The sequence below is a fragment of the Achromobacter spanius genome (genome assembly GCF_002812705.1).
Classification (GTDB): Bacteria; Pseudomonadota; Gammaproteobacteria; order Burkholderiales; family Burkholderiaceae_B; genus Achromobacter; species Achromobacter spanius.
Window position 1 is genome coordinate 5,920,452 of sequence record NZ_CP025030.1, and the last position, 16,295, is coordinate 5,936,746.

Consider the following 16,295-nt stretch of genomic DNA (forward strand, 5'->3'; position numbering starts at 1 on the left):
CCTGCCCGGCCTTGAAAGCTCCTTATGGAGCTTTTTTTTTGCCCTGAGGCAGTGCGCGCTGCCGCTTTCAGGACGATGTCAGACCCTCGCGCTTAGACTGGCGCTTCAGATTACGGCCTTGCGCCAGATCGGCTGACGATTGATCCCCCTGTCAGACGATTGCAGGGCTAGTGTTCTGACACCGATACCGCGTTCCCCGCGAGCCTTTTATGACGCGGTATTGTGTGCTCCCGTACCGGCCCGGCCTTTATTGAGCCGGGCCGCTTTTTTTGTGCGCCTGGCTTAGCGGCGCATGCCCACGCCGATGATCAGCACGCCGGCCACAATCGCGGCAATGCCGGCCCACATCGGGATCGGCACCGACTTCTCGGTTTCGGCCGTGGCCTTGACCGAACCGATCTGCAAAACGGTCTCTTCGGACTTGTAGTTGAAGCCCTTGTAGGCCAACGCTGCAATGCCCAGGACGATCAGGATCGCGCCAATGATTTTCATGTTTTTCCTCTCCGGTTCCATGTCGGTGCGCGGAAGTTAACGCATCGACCGCCCCCTGTCAGTGACAGAACGTGTCGCCTGTCGCAAGCGTATTGCGCCACTTCGGCAAACCGTCCGCGTCGTATAGAATCAACCCTTTTGGCCGACGCTCATGTGGTTCAAAAACCTCAAGATTTACCGCCTTTCCTCGCCGTGGACTCTCGTTGGCGATCAGCTTGAAGAAACGCTTGCGCGCCACGCCTACCAAGCGGGTAACAACCTTGAAATGCAAAGCCTGGGCTGGGTGCCGCCGCGCGAAAACGGTGGGCTTGCCCACGTCGTGAACGGCCAGATCCTGCTTAGCCTGCGCGCTGAAAAGAAGCTGCTGCCGGGCACCGTCGTGAACCAGGTCGCCAAGGCGCGCGCCCAGGAAATCGAAGAGCAGCAAGGCTACAAGCCGGGCCGCAAGCAGATGAAGGAAATCAAGGAACGCGTCACCGACGAACTGCTGCCGCGCGCCTTCAGCGTCTACCGCGACACGCGCGTCTGGATCGACCCGCAAAACCACTGGCTGGTCATCGACGCCGCCGCGTCGGCGAAAGCGGACGAAGTCATCGGTTTGCTGGCCAAGTGCGTGGATCCGTTCCCGCTTGAAAACCTGTACGTGGCGCAGTCGCCCGCCTCCGCCATGACGGGCTGGCTGGCCGAAGACGAAGCGCCGTCGAACTTCAGCATTGATCAAGACACCGAGCTGCGTTCGTCGGGCGAAAGCGGCGCGGCCATCCGCTACGTCAAGCATTCCATCGACGCCGACGACGTGCGCCGCCACATCCAGTCGGGCAAGCAGTGCACCCGCCTGGCCATGACGTGGGCCGACCGCATCTCGTTTGTCCTTACCGAAGGCCTGGACGTCAAGCGCGTGTCGCCGCTGGACGTGCTGAAAGAAGGCAACGAAGGCGTGGCCGCCAACGACGATGAAAAGTTCGATTCCGACATGATGCTGATGACGGGTGAACTGGCCAAGATGATGGCTGAGTTGGTGGATGCGCTGGGGGGCGAGAAGAAGATTTGATGGGAGCGGTTGATTGATGGGTTGCGCGCGTTGAGGCGCTGGCGTTCTTGCATCAGGCTTCTCGCGCTTCACCCATCCTACGTTCGCCATCGTTTCCGCATCGGTGCCGCATCGGTGCCGCGTCGGTGCCGCGTCGGTGCTGCATTGTTGCCGCATTTTTTCCGATCGGTGCCGCATCGTTTTCCGCGTCGGTGCCGCGTCGTCGCGGCACCGTGCAGTACCGCTCGGTCAGGCGGCCACGCTGCGGTCGCGGCCGGCCAGTTTGGCTTGGTATAGGGCCTTGTCGGCGCGGTCGATCAGGTAGGCGTAGTCGGGATGGCCGTCGAAGGTGGCCACGCCAATGCTGGCCGTGATGCGCAGGGCGCCAACCTCCGGAATCGTGAAATCGTGGCGGCGGATCTCGGCGCCCAACTTCTGGGCGGCAGCCAGCGCGGCCTCTTGGCCCGTATCCACCAACACCACCAGAAACTCTTCGCCGCCATAGCGGAACACGAAGTCGCTGGACCGGCACGATTGGTGCACCACCTCGGCAAACTGGCGCAACACGTGGTCGCCACCGGAATGCCCATGCGCGTCGTTGATGGCCTTGAAATGGTCGATATCCAGCAACAGCACCGAAAAGCGGCTGCCCTGCCGACTGGAGATGGAAATCTCGCGCCCGATCACCGACGGTAGAAAGCGCCGGTTCAGCACATTGGTCAGCGGGTCGCTGCCGCTTTCAATCTCGGCCACCATGTCGAACAAGCCGTTGAGCAGATGTTTGATGCGCGCCACCAGTTCCTGCAGTTCGCGCACCTGGTCGGGCAAGGAAAGCTGCCGCTCGCGGTCGTCCAGCATCAGGCTCGGCAGCACCACGTCGTCCAGCCGCATGACGGCCTCGGTAATCTGGCCCAGCGCGGGCGCGCTCTCGAACAACACGCCGCCCTTGTGCTGCAGCCACAAGCCGAACTCCGATGCCGCCAGCCTGGGCAAGGCCTGCTCGGGTGCGCGGTAATGCAGCCCGATCAACACCGCCTGGCTCCATTCCAGCAGCGCCGCGCGTTGGCGTTCACGCTCGGTGGAAATGTTCTGCCCCAGCGCGAACAGGCGGTAAGCCTCATCGTTGCGCGCGCCGCGATTGATGTCGCGCATGAAGGCGCGGCTCATCTGCTCGATGGCCAGGTCAAAGAGATTACAGACGTACTGCGTGGCGATGGACGCGGCCGTGCCGTCCAGATCGCTTGCGCGCAGGCGCTCGGCGATTTCATTCTTCAGTACGCGCGCGCCCGCCATCACCAGATGAATCGGGATATGGACGCGGGCGTGCACCTCGCCCACCTTTTTCTGCGTGGCCATCAAGGCCACGATGTCGCCCTGGTCGCGCACGCAAAGCAAACCAAGAAGCCAGTGCTTCATGCCCTTGTGCAGCCGCGTCGAAACGATGTCATGCGACAGGCGCGGCCCGGCTTCAACATCCGCCAGCAAGGTGGAATAAAAGGCATCCACCAATTCCTTGGCGCTGTCGCCCACCACGGCGGCCACTTGGCCGCGCGTATAAGCGTCCACCGATTGATAGACCGCTTCCCAGGCCTGCGCGTTCGACGCGCTCAGGTAGCACGCCTGATCGGCGCTGCTTGCCCACGCTGGCAATGCGCTCTTGCTTGAAGACATAAGATCATCCGCCCCAAAAACGCCGCGCGTGTCTCGGAACGACACGCGACGGAAAAACCAGCGCGGATTATGCGCCAAAAGAAAGTGGGCCCCTGCCGGGGCCCACGCGCATGGAGCAAGTGCCGCTTATTCCAGGCCGTGGAAGACGGAATCGTCCGGGCCGACGTGCGACGGATGCTGCCAGGTCACATCACGCAGCGAATGCTGCACCAGGCCTTCAACACCCAGCAGCACCGCGAAGATCGCCATGCGAATGGGGATGCCGTTGTCGGTCTGGCGGAAGATGGCCAGGCGCGGATCGTGGTTCAGGTCCACGCTCAGGTCGTTGGCGCCCGGGCGGCTATCGCGCGGCAGCGGGTGCATCACGATGGTTTCGGGGCTGCAATACGCATCGATGATGGCGCGGTTGATCTGGAAGTCGGGCGTGTAGCCTTCGTTCTCTTCGTTGGCGAAGCGCTCTTTCTGCACGCGCGTCGCATAGATCACGTCCGCGCCCGCCAGGCCTTCCGCCAGCGAAGTCTTCTGTTCGATGATGTTGCCGTTGCGGCTTGCCTGCTCAATGATGTAGCTGGGCATCTCCAGCCCCTTGGGCGACACGAGCGAGAACTTCACGTTCTTGTACAGCGCCATCAGCTTGATCAGCGAGTGCACGGTACGGCCGTATTTCAGGTCGCCGACCATGGCGATATGCGCGCCGTCCAGCAACTTGCCCAGGCGCGAGAACTCGGTCAGGATTGTGTACAGGTCCAGCAGTGCCTGGCTGGGGTGTTCACCCGGGCCGTCGCCGCCGTTGACCACCGGAATATTGGTGGCGCGCGCGAATTCCGCAACCGAACCCTGCTCGGGATGGCGGATCACCATGGCATCCACATAGCCGCTCATGACGCGGCTGGTGTCATAGATGGATTCGCCCTTGGCCATGGAAGAAAACGTGAAGCCCGTCGTGTCGCACACCGAGCCGCCCAGGCGGCAGAACGCCGACCCGAAGCTGACTCGCGTACGAGTGCTGGCTTCGAAGAACAGGTTGCCCAGCACGGCGCCTTCCAGCACCCGCGAGACCTTCTGGCGGCGCGCAATGGGTTGCATCATGTCGGCAACGCGGAACAGGTCTTCGACCGATTCGCGGGTGAACTGATCCACCGACAACAGTTGATTCTTGCCTTCCACCGCGATGCGCTCACGCAGCGGGCCGTCTTGTACGCTTTGCGTATATTTTTCCAGCAGCACCCCGTTTTGCACGATTTCGCTGACGAAACGCTGCACCACTTCCGGCATGGCGCGGAATTCCTGCGAGCCTTCAGGCAACAACCAGGTGTCCAACGCCCTACGTTTAACACCGATCCGCGTGGCGAACACATCGCGCGTCAGGTTCAGGCGGCGCATGGCGTCGCGCAGGAAAGCTTGCTGGGAAATGGTCATGACGGAGCCTCAAGGCAAGAGGATTGATATACGCACCGCGCATATTATTCCCAGCGCAAGTGCAAGTCCAACACTTTTGCGCACAAGGGTTTACCCTTGAACTCTACTGCTAACCGTTAGCGGCTGGCGTAAGACGTGGTCTGCTGCGCTTCGGGTGCCACCTGCCCCAGCGCGAACCAGCACGCGGCACTGAACGCCAAGGCACTGAACAGAAAGCAGACCATGGCTAGCAACTGCGTGGGCCAATGGCCGCGCGTCAGATGGCCCGTGTAGCCTTGCCGCAACAAACTGACCTGCGCCAGATAGCCAAACAGCAAGCCCAGGCACGACGACAATAATCCAGCCAGGAAAAGTGCCAGCGGCAATTGCAGGTCGGGCGCGGCGATGTCACCGCCCACGATGCCCAGCGAGAAGGCCACCAAGGCCAAGGCGGCGCCGCCGTTCAGCCAGGCCAGAAACCGGAACCCGCCCGCCAGCAACGAAAAAGACATCCCCGATGAACGGATCTGCTGAGCGCGCGGGTCCATATATCAGTTGCCGTCGGCGGCGCGGCAGGCCGGCGTCGCGGTCTGGATCGAGGTACGCACGGCGGCAATCTCGGCCTTGTCCCAGCGCCCCTCGCCCAGCACCGTCACGGTGACCTTGGACTTGGCCGGGCCATCGGCCTCGGCGGAAATCAATTCAAGCACCGTGGCGGGCTCGCCCACCTTGTAAACCTGGATTTCGTCTGGCGCGCCCTTCTCGCCCAAGACGTGACGCCATTCGTAGGCGACACCATAGGGATGCTTCACGTTCATGTGGCAGGTGCGCACATATTCACCACCACGGCGAAAGGCGGCTTGATAGTTGGTGTCTACGCTGAAGGTCTCTTTCTGCACGGTGTCGGCTTCGTAAACCCCCTTGCTCGCGCAGCCGGCCAACAACACCGCCAGCGTTACACCCACCCATACTGACTTGCGCATGATTCTTCCCGCATTGAAATTCGGACTTCTGCGATTATGCCAGCGGCAGCAAAAAGGCCACGCGGGAAATGCCAGGGCATTTCCCGCGTGGCCTCAAGCGGCCTGATCCACGTCAGGGCGCGCCGCCTTACTTCGCAGCGCCTTCGATCTTCTCACCGCCTCGCTGGATATCCTTGCCGGCGCCCGCAACAGTATTGCAGCCCGCCGAAAGTGCGGCGATCGAAAGCAGCATGACGAAAACAACCTTGTGTTTCATAACCATCTCCTGTCTGGGCGTGAAAACCGAAGCCAGCATACCGCAAAGAATCCCGATTGCGCACCACCCGGAAACACAAACCCCGTAACCGCCCTTACGTGGCCGTGACATCCCCAGCCCGCCTGGGTTGTCGCGCATTTGCCGCCAATGGATTAGGATTCGCAAATGAACCGAAAACCCGTATCACAGAACGCTGGCGCCGCCGTTGAAGGCTGGGGCTGGGAACAGCCGCGGTGCCGCGGCCAAGCGGCATTGGCGCTGTTTATCGATGATTTGCACCGAATCCTGCAAGCCCATGCCGCCGGCAGGCTTGCAGACAGCAGCACCCTGGTTGACGCCCAAGAACAGGTGGACGAGTTGCTTGCCCGCTATAACGAGATCAACGCCGCCCCCGAGATTTTCCTGGGCCAGACGGTTGAACTGAAAGAAGGCGTAGACCGCAATGGCGTGTCCCACACGGTGCCCATCTTTTCCGCCCGCCTCAAGCAATCGCTTGTGTCGATGCTGGGCCAAAGCCCCAGCTAACCCGATCCTGCAGCGTGGCTGAAGGCCGATCGAGAACCAGACCAGCTCCTAGGAGACCCACAATGAATTCAGACAACGTCGTAGAGTTTCTCCGCCTGCTGTCCCTGGACGTATCGCTGGGCGCGGCCGCCCAGCATGCCGCGGGCCAGGCGGATGCACCTCTGGCCCTGGCTCGCTTGGCCACGGCACACGGCTTGCCTTGCAGCGCCTCGGAGTGGTCTTTCTTTGCCCGCAGTTGCGTGGATTCTTCCTCCGCCACCCTGACGGACGCCGGCCCGGCCGACGCCATCGTTTGGCAACTGGTGCAAGATCCCGCGCACGGCACCGGCATTCCCGCCAGCGCCATCACGCGCGTGATCGGCATCATCACCCAGCCAGAAGATGGCGCCACCCCCGTGGTGGGCCATGTGGTAGGCGACCTTGCGCCGCGCGCGCCGCTGGGCATGGCGCCCTACCCGTCCGGGTCCTGAGCGTTACTGCCTAGGTCAGCCTTGGCGCTGGCCATCCAAGTAATCCAGCACGCCTTTCGCAACCACCGCACCGCTGGCCATGCAGGCCGTCAACAGATAGCCGCCCGTAGGCGCCTCCCAATCCAGCATCTCGCCAGCGCAGAATACGCCGGGGGCCGATTGCAACATCAGCCCATCCGTTACCGCGTTGAATGACACGCCACCCGCCGTGCTGATGGCTTCGTCCATCGGACGCGCACGCAGCAGCGTCACGGGCAAAGCCTTGATTCGCAGGGCCAATCGCGCCGGATCCTTGAAATCTTCGGCCGCTGCGCATTCGCGCAGCAGCCCCGCCTTGACCCCCGTCAGCCCCATACGGCTTTGCAAATGGCTGGACATGGAGCGCGCGCCACGGGGATGCGTGACGGCCGCCATGACCTTGTCCTGCGTCCAGTCCGGCGCCAGGTCCAGCATCGCAACTGCCCGACCTTCCGCGTCAATCCGGTCGCGCAACGCCGCCGACAAGGCATACACCAGACTGCCCTCGATGCCCGTTTCCGACACCACGAATTCGCCTTGGCGAGGCCGGGTGGAGCTGGGCCGCGCGCCGCTGAGCCGCGCGCCGCTGGGCCGCGCGCCGCTGGTTTCGCCGGCGCAGGCCATGGCAACCGACTTCACCGGCTGCCCAGCGTAACGCTCGGAAAAATGCGGCGACCACGCGACGTCGAATCCGCAATTGGCGGGCCGTAGCGGCGCGACTTCGATACCGTGCGCCTGCAGCCCGGCCACCCATGCGCCATCCGACCCCAACTTGGCCCAGCTTCCTCCGCCCAAGGCCAGCACCACGGCATCCGCCGTCAGCGTGAGCACGCCTTCCGGCGTCTCGAAGCGCAGCGCCGCCGCGTCAACTGCGTCCCCTTGCGGCCAGCCCAGCCAACGGTGCCGCATGTGAAACCGGACACCACTGGAGCGCAATCTTGCCAGCCAGGCACGCAACAAGGGAGCAGCCTTCATTTCCTGGGGAAAAACGCGCCCGGAAGACCCCACGAATGTGTCGATGCCCAACTGGTGTGCCCAGTCGCGCAGCGCCGTCGCGTCCATCGCTTGCAGCCAGGGGGCAAGCTGCGCGGCCCGCTCGCCATAGCGCGCCAGGAACGGCGCCGCGGCTTCGCTATGTGTCAGGTTCAGCCCGCCCCGACCCGCCATCAGGAATTTGCGTCCAACCGAGGGCATGGCGTCGAACACGTCGACCTGCAAGCCTTCAGCGGCCAATCGTTCCGCCGCCATCAGGCCGGCCGGGCCGCCGCCGATTACGGCAACGCGCGGAGGGTCGCGCCGCGTCGGGGCGGTCATGGCAGCAAGCCTGTCAGGATGGGAAGAGATTTGGGCAGGGGGCAAGGCATGAGGGCACACGGATTGATCAGGGGTACGAGCAGCGGGGAAAACGACAAAAAAACGTGCCGCGCGCAGCGGGGAAGAATTGTCGCACGGGCCCTGCGAACAGGGCGCTCAACGCCCCCACCAGACCTACCCATCGATAAGAAAAAGGCCTGGCGCCGGCCAATGATTGACCGCAGGCGCCAAGCCTTTGTTATGCAAGGATAATTCCGACATGCGCAGAGCCTATCCCAAGGCTTGTCCACAGTCGCTGTGGGTAACTTCCGGCCCTAATTCCCGATCAGCTGACTTCCGATCTCAGGCGTTGCCGGCCGCCTGCATGGGTCCCGACCAGGGTTCTGCGTCCATTTCGAAACGCAGCTCCTGGTACTCGCCATCCACGCCAACGGAACGCAGCAAGCCCGCGCCCATGGCTTGGCCCAGCGCGCGGCGGCACAGGGTTTCGGGATCGTCGGGCAGGGATTGAAAGACGCCGTCAGGAATGCGCAAGCGCAGCAGTGCCTGGGGATCACCGCGTTCCGCGGGCCGGCCGATATGGATGTGGGCGGGGTAACCGTGCGGGCACCAGATGCCTACGTGGTACTTGCCTTCAGCGCCGGTGTCGGCGACAAAGCCGGGATGATCGTATTTTGCTGTACCCATGGACCCTCCTCCTGTGCGGCAAACTAGCGCGCGTGGCCCATGGTAGCTCAGGGTTGCGGCGCTGTGCAGGCAGGAACATCCGGGAAACTCCGGACTGGAAGATTGGGGTGACCCAGGGCAAGTGCGGACGAAAAAAAGCCCGGACGAAAAAAGAAAACCCAGACGCAAAAAAGCCGCGATAAGCATCGCGGCTTTTTCTTGAAACTGGTTGCGGGGGCAGGATTTGAACCTACGACCTTCGGGTTATGAGCCCGACGAGCTGCCAGACTGCTCCACCCCGCGTCTGATGTGATGAATCATACACCATTATGAAATCTTGTGCAGCGCACCCAGCCCTTTATTCGAAGATTTAGGCACTTTCAGGCGAAGTATTTTCGTAGCCGCCCTCAAAATGCGGCTAATTGGGTCCGGAACATCCAGGCAAATGACGTCGGCGGCGTCGATGGCCGTGATGCGTACCACGCCTCCATCGATAACCGCGTGCGCCTCACCGGCGTTCATTCGCACCGCGACCGGCAAAGGCAGGCGGCCCGTGGCTTCCGCGCCCGCCGCGGGTTCTTCCAGGCACACGCTGCCGGCCACGCAGATGATGGTTGCACCGGCGTGCAGGACAAAGGCGCGGGAGGCGCCGGGCGCGATCTCCAGGCGGCGGGACGGACCTTCGGGGTAAGTATCGGCTTGCATGATGATCTCCAATCGGACATTGACAGGCTACGCGGACGCTGCTTTGCGCAACAGCCACAATCCCACCCTTTCTGTACCGATGCAGATGCTCGATTTTGTGGCTGTTATGGTGTACTTTTCGTCAATCTGTGCCTTCCTTCATTCCAAGCCTGGGGAGCATGATCGGCGCATGGACCCACAACCGCTGTACCTCCGCCTGGCAAACCACTATCGGCGCGCCATCCAGACGGGCGTTCTGGCGCCCGCCCAGCGCATGCCCTCCGTGCGTACACTGGTGCGCACGCACCACGTCAGCCTGTCCACGGCGCTACAAGCCTGCCGCCAATTGGAAGACGACGGCTTGATCGAAGCCCGGCCACGGTCGGGCTATTTCGTCTTGCAGGCCCGACGAAACAGCATTCCCCCGGTCAACGAGCCCGACATCCGCCAAACGCTGGGCGCGGCGCAATACGTCGGCATTCATGACCGCGTTTCCGACTTCATCGCCAAGTGCGAAGCGCACCCCGTCAGCGCCAACTTCGCGCTGGCGGCCGCGGTGCCCGAGGCTTATCCAATGGACGCGCTGAAGCAGGCAATGACGCGCGCCCTGCGCTCGTCGCCCCACGTGCTGGTCAGCCCGGTTCCGCCGCAGGGGCATCCCGAATTGCGGTCGGTGCTGGCGCGGCGCGCGCTGACCAATGGCATCAACACCACGCCGGATGACGTCATCGTCACGCACGGCTGCATCGAAGCCCTGAACCTGGCCCTGCGCGCGGTGGCCCGGCCGGGAGACACCATCGCCGTTGAGTCGCCCACGTACTTCGGGCTGCTGCAAATTCTGGAAAGCCTGGGCATGCGCGCGCTGGAAATTCCGACTAGCCCACAACATGGCTTGTCGATCGAAGCGCTGGACCTGGCCTTCCAAACGCATGGCAATATTCGCGCCGTGGTTGTCGTGCCCAACTTCCAGAATCCGCTGGGTTGCGTCATGCCGGACGCCGAGAAGGCCCGGCTTGTGGCGCTGTGCGAGCGTCAGCAGGTGCCGCTGATCGAAGACGACACCTACGGCGCGCTGACCGATGACGACACGCCGCTGGTCGCGGCCAAGTCCTGGGATGCAACCGGCAACGTGATCTATTGCTCGTCCATGCACAAGACGCTGGCCCCGGGCATGCGCTTGGGCTGGCTGTTGGGCGGGCGCTGGAAAGCGCGCATCGCCATGCTGAAATTTGCACAAAGCCGGCCCAATGAACCCCTGGCGCAGATCGCCGTGGCCGAGTACATGGGGTCACGCGCCTACGACCGCCACCTGACGCGCTTGCGCAGGCACTTGAAGCTACAGCGCGACCAGACGGCGGAAGCCATCGCCGCGCACTTTCCGCAGGGTACGCGCTTGAGCGTGCCGCAAGGCGGCATGCTGCTTTGGGTGGAAATGCCCGGCGGCCGTTCGGGCATGGATGTGTTTGAAGCGGCCTTGCGGCAAGGCATACGCGTTGCCCCCGGCGCCATGTTCTCGAACGGCACGCGCTACAACCATTTCCTGCGCATCAGTTGCGGCCAGCGCACCACGCCAGACATCTCGCGAGCCTTGTTGACCCTGGCGCGTATCGTGGGCGACCGCGCGCAATGAGCACGTCCCTGCATCAATTCATCGTTGATTACGGCCTGTGGGCGGTGCTGGCCGGCACCTTTCTGGAAGGCGAAAGCGTGGTGGTCTTCGCGGGCTTTCTGGCGCACCAGCATCTTCTGCACTTGCCGTATGTGATGCTGTGCGCCTTCGCCGGTTCATTCATGGCCGACCAACTGCTGTTCTTTCTGGGCCGGCGCTATCGCGACCACCGCTTCGTGCGGCGCATCCGCGAAAAACCGGCATTTGAAAAGGCGCTGGCCGCCATTGACCGCTATCCGCATGGCTTCATCCTCAGCCTGCGATTCCTCTACGGCCTGCGCACCGTGGGACCCGTGGCGCTAGGAATGTCGCGCGTGCCACCGTTGCGCTTTCTAGTGCTAAACGCCATCGCCGCCGTCATTTGGGCGGTGTGCTTCAGCGTGGTGGGCTATGCGTTTGGCCAAACCATCGAGAGCTTGCTTGGCCGCCTGCACGGCGTGGAAACCAAGCTGGCCGTCGCCGCGGCGATCGGGCTGGTGATCGGGCTGGCCTATCACCTTGTTGCCCGACGACGGCAACGCTAAGCCGCCATCAACAGACGATTCGGCCGCTGGCGCGCAGCACATGGCGCCGCCGTGCCTTGCGGTACCAGCCGCCCACAAGAGGCAGCAGCGCCAGGCGGCGCAGGACGGGGTGGCGCTGGTCGAAGTCGTGCCACGCCTTGAAGCCATGCCCCATGCGCTCCCAGCTCTCACGCGCTTGGGGCGAGAGTTTGCCGGGGTCGAACGCCGCCAGCTTTGCCGCTTCCGAAACACGCGCCAACATGGCGCTGCCCGGGTGTTCCAATCGATACTGATTCCGCATGGGGCCGCATATTACCCGGCTTGGCGCGCTTGTGGAGATTACACAATTGCGTGTCTGAAACGCGCAAAAGGAGCCACCTTTGACCGCCACCCCCAAGCCCTTGTAATTAAAGGAAAATGCGGATCTATGCCCGCACTATCCCAAGGCTTGTCCACAGAAGCTGTGGGTAACTTTCCGATGTGCGGCGCCCGCGCAACGCTCTATTTCAGAGCGGCAATGATCATGTCACGCACGCTTTCGAAGCCCGCCACGTACTGCGGGTTTTCCGAACGCGCCAACAGGCTGGAATAGTTCTGTTCCAACTGCGCCTCGATCGCTTCACGCAGGCCCGGCGACGCCTTGACCAGATGCAGCATCGACAACAGCGTCGAATTCAGCGCATCGATGCGGCCGCCCTGATGCGAAATGGTGTGGACGATAACGGCAATTTGTTCTTGGATATCCATGGCGAAAGCCTCTTGGCAGTGAATGATCGGCGCAAATCCTAGCATGGCGCCCACACACCTCCCGCCGCCCGCCCTGCCCGCGCGGGTGCTAGGCAAGCGCCAGGCGCCGCGCTAGCATGAAGCGTAGCCGCTGGGGCACCGCGGCGCACGCCACCGGCGCCATCCGCGGCATCCGGGGACACCGGAGCGCTTATGAAGACGATCCAGAACTATGCACCCCCAGACGCCCAATCCCTGCAGCGTCTGCAGGACAAACTGGGTTTCAGCGATGCGCGCATGGCCGAGCTGGCCGGATTGGATGCCGCAACGCCCTGGCCAAGTTATGTCGGCGGCCCCGAGCCGCGCACACTGGGCCGGCAACGCCTGTTCTACATGATGGCCCGCCTGACGCTGGACGAACGCCAATGGCAAGCGGTGCTGGATGCCATGCATGACGCCGGCGCCCGCTTCGACTACGAAGACGCCTTGTCGGTCAGCGCACCCGCCGCGCCGGAACTGGTGGCCGACGAAGAACGCAAATTCGGCATGCTGCTGGTCAGCCGCAACGGCGCCTTCCACGAGATGGAGCAATTGCGGGAATTTGCGCACTTCGCGCATGAGGCCGACGTCAGCCGCTTTGTGAATTCGGTGTTCTACGACAGCGACATCGACCTATGCCGCTTTCGCTTCGCCGACCACGACGGGCTGGACGGCGCCAGCCGCGACCGCATTTTCGATGCCGCGCACAAAACCATCACGCGCTTCGAGTTCGACGGGCGTATCTATCACGGCGGCATTCCGCCCGAATCAGACGGTTAGCCCGCCCGCATTGCATTGACGCGGGCGGGTTCACGCCTGTACCGTCGGCACTCCGCTACTCGCCGCACGCCCTTTGCATGAACGAACGACTCGACGACATCGACCGGCAATTGCTGAGCCTGCTTTCGGCCAACGCGCGCGAGCCCGCGGCCATCCTGGCGCGCAAACTGGGCCTGGCGCGCACGACCGTGGTCGCGCGCATCGCGCGGCTGGAGCGCGAACACATCGTGTCGGGCTATGGCGTGCGCCTGGGGCGCCGCCTGGAAGAGGCCGCGGTGCGGGCGTATTGCTTCATCAGCGTGCTGCCCAAGACGCCGGCCGCCGTCATCCGCGAACTGGAACGCATGCCGGAAGTGGAAGAGGTTTCATCGGTCAGCGGGCCGTATGACTACCTGATCTTCCTGCGCTGCGAAACCCACGAACAACTGGACGACCTGCTGGACCGCATCGGCCTGATCGACGGGGTCAAGCAGACGCAGACCTCGATCGTGTTGAGCCGCAAGGTGGACCGGCGCAGCGCCGTCGCCGCCCCCTGAGGCCCACCCATGAGCGGCAGGTGCCATCCCGCCTTCTTTTCTGGTGGACCGACATGGTGTTGTAATGAGGGATATCGCGATTTCTGGATAACCCATGTTTGCACGCCTTGCCCCCGCCGCCGCCTTGCTGACCCTCTTAGCCGCCTGCTCCAGCATGAGCGAGGTGACCTCCGTCGGTAAAGATACCTACAGCGTCACCTACAGTTCTGGCACGCAATTGCTGACGTGGGTTGAACTGAAGAATCAGACGCTGCAACGCGCCGACCAGTATTGCCAAGACATCGGCCGCAAGCTGCAAAAACCGGAAGTGACTTCCAACCACGCGACGGGGCTGGGTTCCAAGCGCGCCACGGTCACGTTCGAATGCGGCGTCATCCAACCGCCCAAGGACAAGGCATCGTGAGCGCGTCATTGCCCGTGGGCATCACCATGGGCGATGCCGCCGGCATCGGCCCTGAAATCGTCGTCAAGGCGATTGCGCAAGGTCTGAACGCACCCTGCGTGGTGTACGGCGATACAGGCGCGCTGCGCCGCGCCGCTGCCCAACTGGGGGCTCGGCTGGACGTCGTGGAAATCCGCGACGTCACTCAGGCCAGCCCCGATGCGGGGCGCATCCATGTCATCGCCTGTAGCCCCGCCCTGCCCGACGAATTGCCGTTGGGGCAGATCAGCGCCGCCGCCGGACGCGCGGCCTATGACTATGTCTGCGCCGCCATCGACGACGCACAGGCCGGCCGTATCCGCGCCATCGTTACCGCGCCGCTGAACAAGAAGTCGATGCACGAGGCCGGCATCGACTATCCCGGCCACACCGAGATCCTGGCGGACCGCTCCGCCACGCAGGACTTCGCCATGATGCTGGCCAACGACGAATTGCGTGTGCTGCTGGTGACCATACACGTGGCCTTGGCGGACGTGATCGCGCGCATCACGCCTGAAGCCGAGCTGACCGCCATGCGGCTGGCCGACCGGGCCTGCCGCCAAATGGGCATCGCCGCCCCGCGCGTGGCCGTGGCGGGCCTGAACCCCCATGCCGGCGAAGGCGGCAAATTTGGCCGCGAAGACATCGACATCATCGAGCCGGCCATCGCCCGGGCACGTGCCGAAGGCATCGACGCCAGCGGCCCCTGGCCCGGCGACACCGTCTTCATGCGCGCCCGCCGTGGCGAATTCGACATCGTCGTGGCCCAGTACCACGACCAGGGCCTGATTCCCGTGAAGTACCTGGGGCTGGACCACGGCGTGAACGTCACGGTAGGCCTGCCTTTTGTGCGCACCAGCGTGGACCACGGCACCGCCTTCGACATCGCCGGCCGGGGCGTGGCCGACCACGCGTCGCTGGTCGCCGCGTTCGACCTGGCGCTGGTGATGACGCCCTAGCGCGCCAGGCGCCCCACGGGATTACAATATGCCCCGTTTTTGGCGTGACTGCCGCGCCGCTGCCTGTCATTCCCGCCTGTCATTCCCGCCTGTTGTTCCCGCTTGTTGTCCCGCTTATTGTTCCCGCTTTCAGCCCGCCCTTTGGTTCGTCCATGTCACGCCTAGTCCGCCTTCTGCCCGACCGCTTCACCCTCTACCTGATCTGCACCGTCATCATCGCCAGCATCGTGCCCGCGCACGGGCAAGGCGTGGTGGTCTTCGGCTGGATCACCAACATTGCGGTGGGCCTGCTGTTCTTCCTGCACGGGGCGCGCCTGTCGCGCGAGGCCATCATCGCCGGCCTGACGCACTGGAAGCTGCACCTGACGATTTTCTCAGCCACGTTCCTGATGTTTCCCTTGCTGGGCCTGGCGCTCAAGCCAGTGCTGGAACCGCTGGTCACGCCCGAGCTGTACCTGGGCATCCTGTTCCTGTGCTGCCTGCCCGCCACGGTGCAGTCGGCCATTGCCTTCACCTCCATGGCGCGCGGCAACGTGCCGGCCGCGGTGTGCAGCGCGTCGGCCTCCAGCCTGCTGGGCATTTTTCTGACCCCGCTGTTGGTGGGCACGGTCGTGGCCAACGCCGGCAGCGCGCCGATTTCGTTCGATGCGGTCGGCAAGATCATGCTGCAACTGCTGCTGCCCTTCGTGCTGGGCCAGTTCGCCCGCCGCTGGATCGGCGCCTGGGTCCACAAGCACAAGGCCATGCTGAAGTTCGTCGACCAGGGTTCGATCCTGCTGGTTGTCTACACCGCCTTTTCCGAAGCCATCAACGAAGGCCTGTGGAGCACCACGCCCATCCCCGCCTTGGTCGGCCTGGTGGTGTGCTGCGCGGTCATCCTCGCGCTTGCGCTGGGCTTGTCCGCCTTGGCCGGCAAGGTCTTCGGCTTCAGCGTGGAAGACCGCATCACCCTGCTTTTCTGCGGTTCGAAGAAAAGCCTGGCCAGCGGTATTCCGATGGCGCAGGTGCTGTTCGCCGGCCACGCCGTGGGCGCCATCGTGCTGCCCTTGATGCTGTTCCACCAGATTCAGTTGATGGTCTGCGGCGTGCTGGCCGCGCGCTACGGCAAGCGTCCGGAAATCAAGGACTGACCCCTTCCGCACAGAAAAAAACCGC

The 16,295-nt window shown here is 63.5% G+C and carries 21 protein-coding genes and 1 tRNA gene; 10 read left to right on the forward strand and 12 right to left on the reverse strand.

Features of this window, described 5'->3' with window-relative positions:
* Positions 1-282 precede the first annotated feature (282 nt).
* A complete protein-coding gene (locus CVS48_RS26865) occupies positions 283-492 on the reverse strand; it encodes a hypothetical protein (RefSeq protein WP_100857105.1) in 210 nt (69 codons plus the stop codon).
* A gap of 151 nt (positions 493-643) precedes the next feature.
* Between CVS48_RS26865 and CVS48_RS26870 the strand changes: the two genes are divergently transcribed.
* On the forward strand, positions 644-1,543 hold the full coding sequence (locus tag CVS48_RS26870; protein ID WP_050446026.1) for a recombination-associated protein RdgC: 900 nt from the start codon (positions 644-646) through the stop codon (positions 1,541-1,543).
* Positions 1,544-1,771: 228 nt separating this feature from the next.
* Here the strand turns inward: CVS48_RS26870 and CVS48_RS26875 are convergent, their stop codons facing one another.
* The 5 genes from CVS48_RS26875 to CVS48_RS26895 all read right to left on the reverse strand — a co-directional run bounded on the left by CVS48_RS26875 (position 1,772) and on the right by CVS48_RS26895 (position 5,830).
* Complete coding sequence (locus tag CVS48_RS26875) at positions 1,772-3,193, reverse strand: diguanylate cyclase (protein ID WP_100857106.1); 1,422 nt, start codon at positions 3,191-3,193, stop codon at positions 1,772-1,774.
* A 126-nt stretch (positions 3,194-3,319) separates the two neighbouring features.
* The gene (locus tag CVS48_RS26880) at positions 3,320-4,612 is read right to left on the reverse strand and encodes an aspartate carbamoyltransferase (protein WP_046802818.1); all 1,293 of its coding nucleotides are present in this window, start codon (positions 4,610-4,612) and stop codon (positions 3,320-3,322) included.
* A 116-nt stretch (positions 4,613-4,728) separates the two neighbouring features.
* Positions 4,729-5,139 (reverse strand): hypothetical protein, encoded by a 411-nt coding sequence (locus tag CVS48_RS26885; protein WP_100857107.1) that lies wholly within the window; start codon positions 5,137-5,139, stop codon positions 4,729-4,731.
* Between the two features lie 3 nt (positions 5,140-5,142).
* Positions 5,143-5,574, reverse strand: coding sequence for a BPTD_2524 family lipoprotein (locus CVS48_RS26890; RefSeq protein ID WP_100857108.1), 432 nt, complete (start codon positions 5,572-5,574; stop codon positions 5,143-5,145).
* Positions 5,575-5,701: 127 nt separating this feature from the next.
* Positions 5,702-5,830 (reverse strand): entericidin A/B family lipoprotein, encoded by a 129-nt coding sequence (locus tag CVS48_RS26895; protein WP_100857109.1) that lies wholly within the window; start codon positions 5,828-5,830, stop codon positions 5,702-5,704.
* Positions 5,831-5,995: 165 nt separating this feature from the next.
* Here CVS48_RS26895 and CVS48_RS26900 point away from each other — a divergent pair, with 165 nt between their 5' ends.
* Complete coding sequence (locus CVS48_RS26900; RefSeq protein ID WP_100857110.1) at positions 5,996-6,355, forward strand: hypothetical protein; 360 nt, start codon at positions 5,996-5,998, stop codon at positions 6,353-6,355.
* A gap of 62 nt (positions 6,356-6,417) precedes the next feature.
* Positions 6,418-6,825: a hypothetical protein gene (locus CVS48_RS26905; protein WP_100857111.1), complete on the forward strand. Its 408-nt coding sequence runs from the start codon at positions 6,418-6,420 to the stop codon at positions 6,823-6,825.
* A gap of 15 nt (positions 6,826-6,840) precedes the next feature.
* Here CVS48_RS26905 and CVS48_RS26910 read toward each other — a convergent pair whose 3' ends face one another.
* From CVS48_RS26910 to CVS48_RS26925, 4 genes are all read right to left on the reverse strand, one after another.
* Positions 6,841-8,157 carry a TIGR03862 family flavoprotein gene (locus CVS48_RS26910; RefSeq protein ID WP_100857112.1) on the reverse strand — a complete coding sequence of 439 codons (1,317 nt, stop codon included), beginning with the start codon at positions 8,155-8,157 and terminating at the stop codon, positions 6,841-6,843.
* A gap of 342 nt (positions 8,158-8,499) precedes the next feature.
* Entirely contained in the window at positions 8,500-8,844 is a 345-nt protein-coding gene (locus tag CVS48_RS26915) for a hypothetical protein (RefSeq protein ID WP_100857113.1), read from the reverse strand.
* Positions 8,845-9,049: 205 nt separating this feature from the next.
* A tRNA-Met gene (locus CVS48_RS26920) sits at positions 9,050-9,126 on the reverse strand.
* Positions 9,127-9,150: 24 nt separating this feature from the next.
* Positions 9,151-9,540 (reverse strand): hypothetical protein, encoded by a 390-nt coding sequence (locus CVS48_RS26925; RefSeq protein WP_100857114.1) that lies wholly within the window; start codon positions 9,538-9,540, stop codon positions 9,151-9,153.
* 157 nt (positions 9,541-9,697) lie between these two features.
* On the opposite strand from CVS48_RS26925, the gene CVS48_RS26930 reads away from it, so the two are divergent.
* A complete protein-coding gene (locus tag CVS48_RS26930; RefSeq protein ID WP_100857115.1) occupies positions 9,698-11,137 on the forward strand; it encodes an aminotransferase-like domain-containing protein in 1,440 nt (479 codons plus the stop codon).
* Positions 11,134-11,700: a DedA family protein gene (locus tag CVS48_RS26935; RefSeq protein WP_100857116.1), complete on the forward strand. Its 567-nt coding sequence runs from the start codon at positions 11,134-11,136 to the stop codon at positions 11,698-11,700. The genes CVS48_RS26930 and CVS48_RS26935 overlap by 4 nt, the downstream gene beginning before the upstream one ends.
* Positions 11,701-11,707: 7 nt before the next feature.
* Here the strand turns inward: CVS48_RS26935 and CVS48_RS26940 are convergent, their stop codons facing one another.
* Together CVS48_RS26940 and CVS48_RS26945 are read right to left on the reverse strand one after the other, a co-directional pair.
* Entirely contained in the window at positions 11,708-11,941 is a 234-nt protein-coding gene (locus CVS48_RS26940) for a hypothetical protein (RefSeq protein WP_100857879.1), read from the reverse strand.
* A gap of 239 nt (positions 11,942-12,180) precedes the next feature.
* Entirely contained in the window at positions 12,181-12,426 is a 246-nt protein-coding gene (locus CVS48_RS26945; protein WP_050446038.1) for a hypothetical protein, read from the reverse strand.
* Between the two features lie 192 nt (positions 12,427-12,618).
* On the opposite strand from CVS48_RS26945, the gene CVS48_RS26950 reads away from it, so the two are divergent.
* The 5 genes from CVS48_RS26950 (at position 12,619) to CVS48_RS26970 (ending at position 16,270) form a co-directional block, all read left to right on the forward strand.
* Positions 12,619-13,224, forward strand: a complete 606-nt coding sequence (locus CVS48_RS26950; protein WP_100857117.1) for a hypothetical protein — start codon at positions 12,619-12,621, stop codon at positions 13,222-13,224.
* A 77-nt stretch (positions 13,225-13,301) separates the two neighbouring features.
* Positions 13,302-13,760: an Lrp/AsnC family transcriptional regulator gene (locus tag CVS48_RS26955; protein ID WP_050446088.1), complete on the forward strand. Its 459-nt coding sequence runs from the start codon at positions 13,302-13,304 to the stop codon at positions 13,758-13,760.
* Positions 13,761-13,854: 94 nt separating this feature from the next.
* Positions 13,855-14,163, forward strand: a complete 309-nt coding sequence (locus CVS48_RS26960; RefSeq protein ID WP_100857118.1) for a hypothetical protein — start codon at positions 13,855-13,857, stop codon at positions 14,161-14,163.
* Positions 14,160-15,140, forward strand: coding sequence for a 4-hydroxythreonine-4-phosphate dehydrogenase PdxA (gene pdxA / locus CVS48_RS26965; RefSeq protein ID WP_100857119.1), 981 nt, complete (start codon positions 14,160-14,162; stop codon positions 15,138-15,140). The genes CVS48_RS26960 and pdxA overlap by 4 nt, the downstream gene beginning before the upstream one ends.
* A gap of 152 nt (positions 15,141-15,292) precedes the next feature.
* Entirely contained in the window at positions 15,293-16,270 is a 978-nt protein-coding gene (locus tag CVS48_RS26970; RefSeq protein ID WP_100857120.1) for a bile acid:sodium symporter family protein, read from the forward strand.
* Positions 16,271-16,295 lie beyond the last annotated feature (25 nt).

Excerpts from the sequence above, each read along its gene's own strand:
- CVS48_RS26865 (WP_100857105.1), bottom strand. The coding sequence starts at position 492 with ATGAAAATCATTGGCGCGATCCTGATCGTCCTGGGCATTGCAGCGTTG.
- CVS48_RS26870 (WP_050446026.1), top strand. The coding sequence starts at position 644 with ATGTGGTTCAAAAACCTCAAGATTTACCGCCTTTCCTCGCCGTGGACT.
- CVS48_RS26875 (WP_100857106.1), bottom strand. The coding sequence starts at position 3,193 with ATGTCTTCAAGCAAGAGCGCATTGCCAGCGTGGGCAAGCAGCGCCGAT.
- CVS48_RS26880 (WP_046802818.1), bottom strand. The coding sequence starts at position 4,612 with ATGACCATTTCCCAGCAAGCTTTCCTGCGCGACGCCATGCGCCGCCTG.
- CVS48_RS26885 (WP_100857107.1), bottom strand. The coding sequence starts at position 5,139 with ATGGACCCGCGCGCTCAGCAGATCCGTTCATCGGGGATGTCTTTTTCG.
- CVS48_RS26890 (WP_100857108.1), bottom strand. The coding sequence starts at position 5,574 with ATGCGCAAGTCAGTATGGGTGGGTGTAACGCTGGCGGTGTTGTTGGCC.
- CVS48_RS26895 (WP_100857109.1), bottom strand. The coding sequence starts at position 5,830 with ATGAAACACAAGGTTGTTTTCGTCATGCTGCTTTCGATCGCCGCACTT.
- CVS48_RS26900 (WP_100857110.1), top strand. The coding sequence starts at position 5,996 with ATGAACCGAAAACCCGTATCACAGAACGCTGGCGCCGCCGTTGAAGGC.
- CVS48_RS26905 (WP_100857111.1), top strand. The coding sequence starts at position 6,418 with ATGAATTCAGACAACGTCGTAGAGTTTCTCCGCCTGCTGTCCCTGGAC.
- CVS48_RS26910 (WP_100857112.1), bottom strand. The coding sequence starts at position 8,157 with ATGACCGCCCCGACGCGGCGCGACCCTCCGCGCGTTGCCGTAATCGGC.
- CVS48_RS26915 (WP_100857113.1), bottom strand. The coding sequence starts at position 8,844 with ATGGGTACAGCAAAATACGATCATCCCGGCTTTGTCGCCGACACCGGC.
- CVS48_RS26930 (WP_100857115.1), top strand. The coding sequence starts at position 9,698 with ATGGACCCACAACCGCTGTACCTCCGCCTGGCAAACCACTATCGGCGC.
- CVS48_RS26935 (WP_100857116.1), top strand. The coding sequence starts at position 11,134 with ATGAGCACGTCCCTGCATCAATTCATCGTTGATTACGGCCTGTGGGCG.
- CVS48_RS26940 (WP_100857879.1), bottom strand. The coding sequence starts at position 11,941 with ATGTTGGCGCGTGTTTCGGAAGCGGCAAAGCTGGCGGCGTTCGACCCC.
- CVS48_RS26945 (WP_050446038.1), bottom strand. The coding sequence starts at position 12,426 with ATGGATATCCAAGAACAAATTGCCGTTATCGTCCACACCATTTCGCAT.
- CVS48_RS26950 (WP_100857117.1), top strand. The coding sequence starts at position 12,619 with ATGAAGACGATCCAGAACTATGCACCCCCAGACGCCCAATCCCTGCAG.
- CVS48_RS26955 (WP_050446088.1), top strand. The coding sequence starts at position 13,302 with ATGAACGAACGACTCGACGACATCGACCGGCAATTGCTGAGCCTGCTT.
- CVS48_RS26960 (WP_100857118.1), top strand. The coding sequence starts at position 13,855 with ATGTTTGCACGCCTTGCCCCCGCCGCCGCCTTGCTGACCCTCTTAGCC.
- CVS48_RS26970 (WP_100857120.1), top strand. The coding sequence starts at position 15,293 with ATGTCACGCCTAGTCCGCCTTCTGCCCGACCGCTTCACCCTCTACCTG.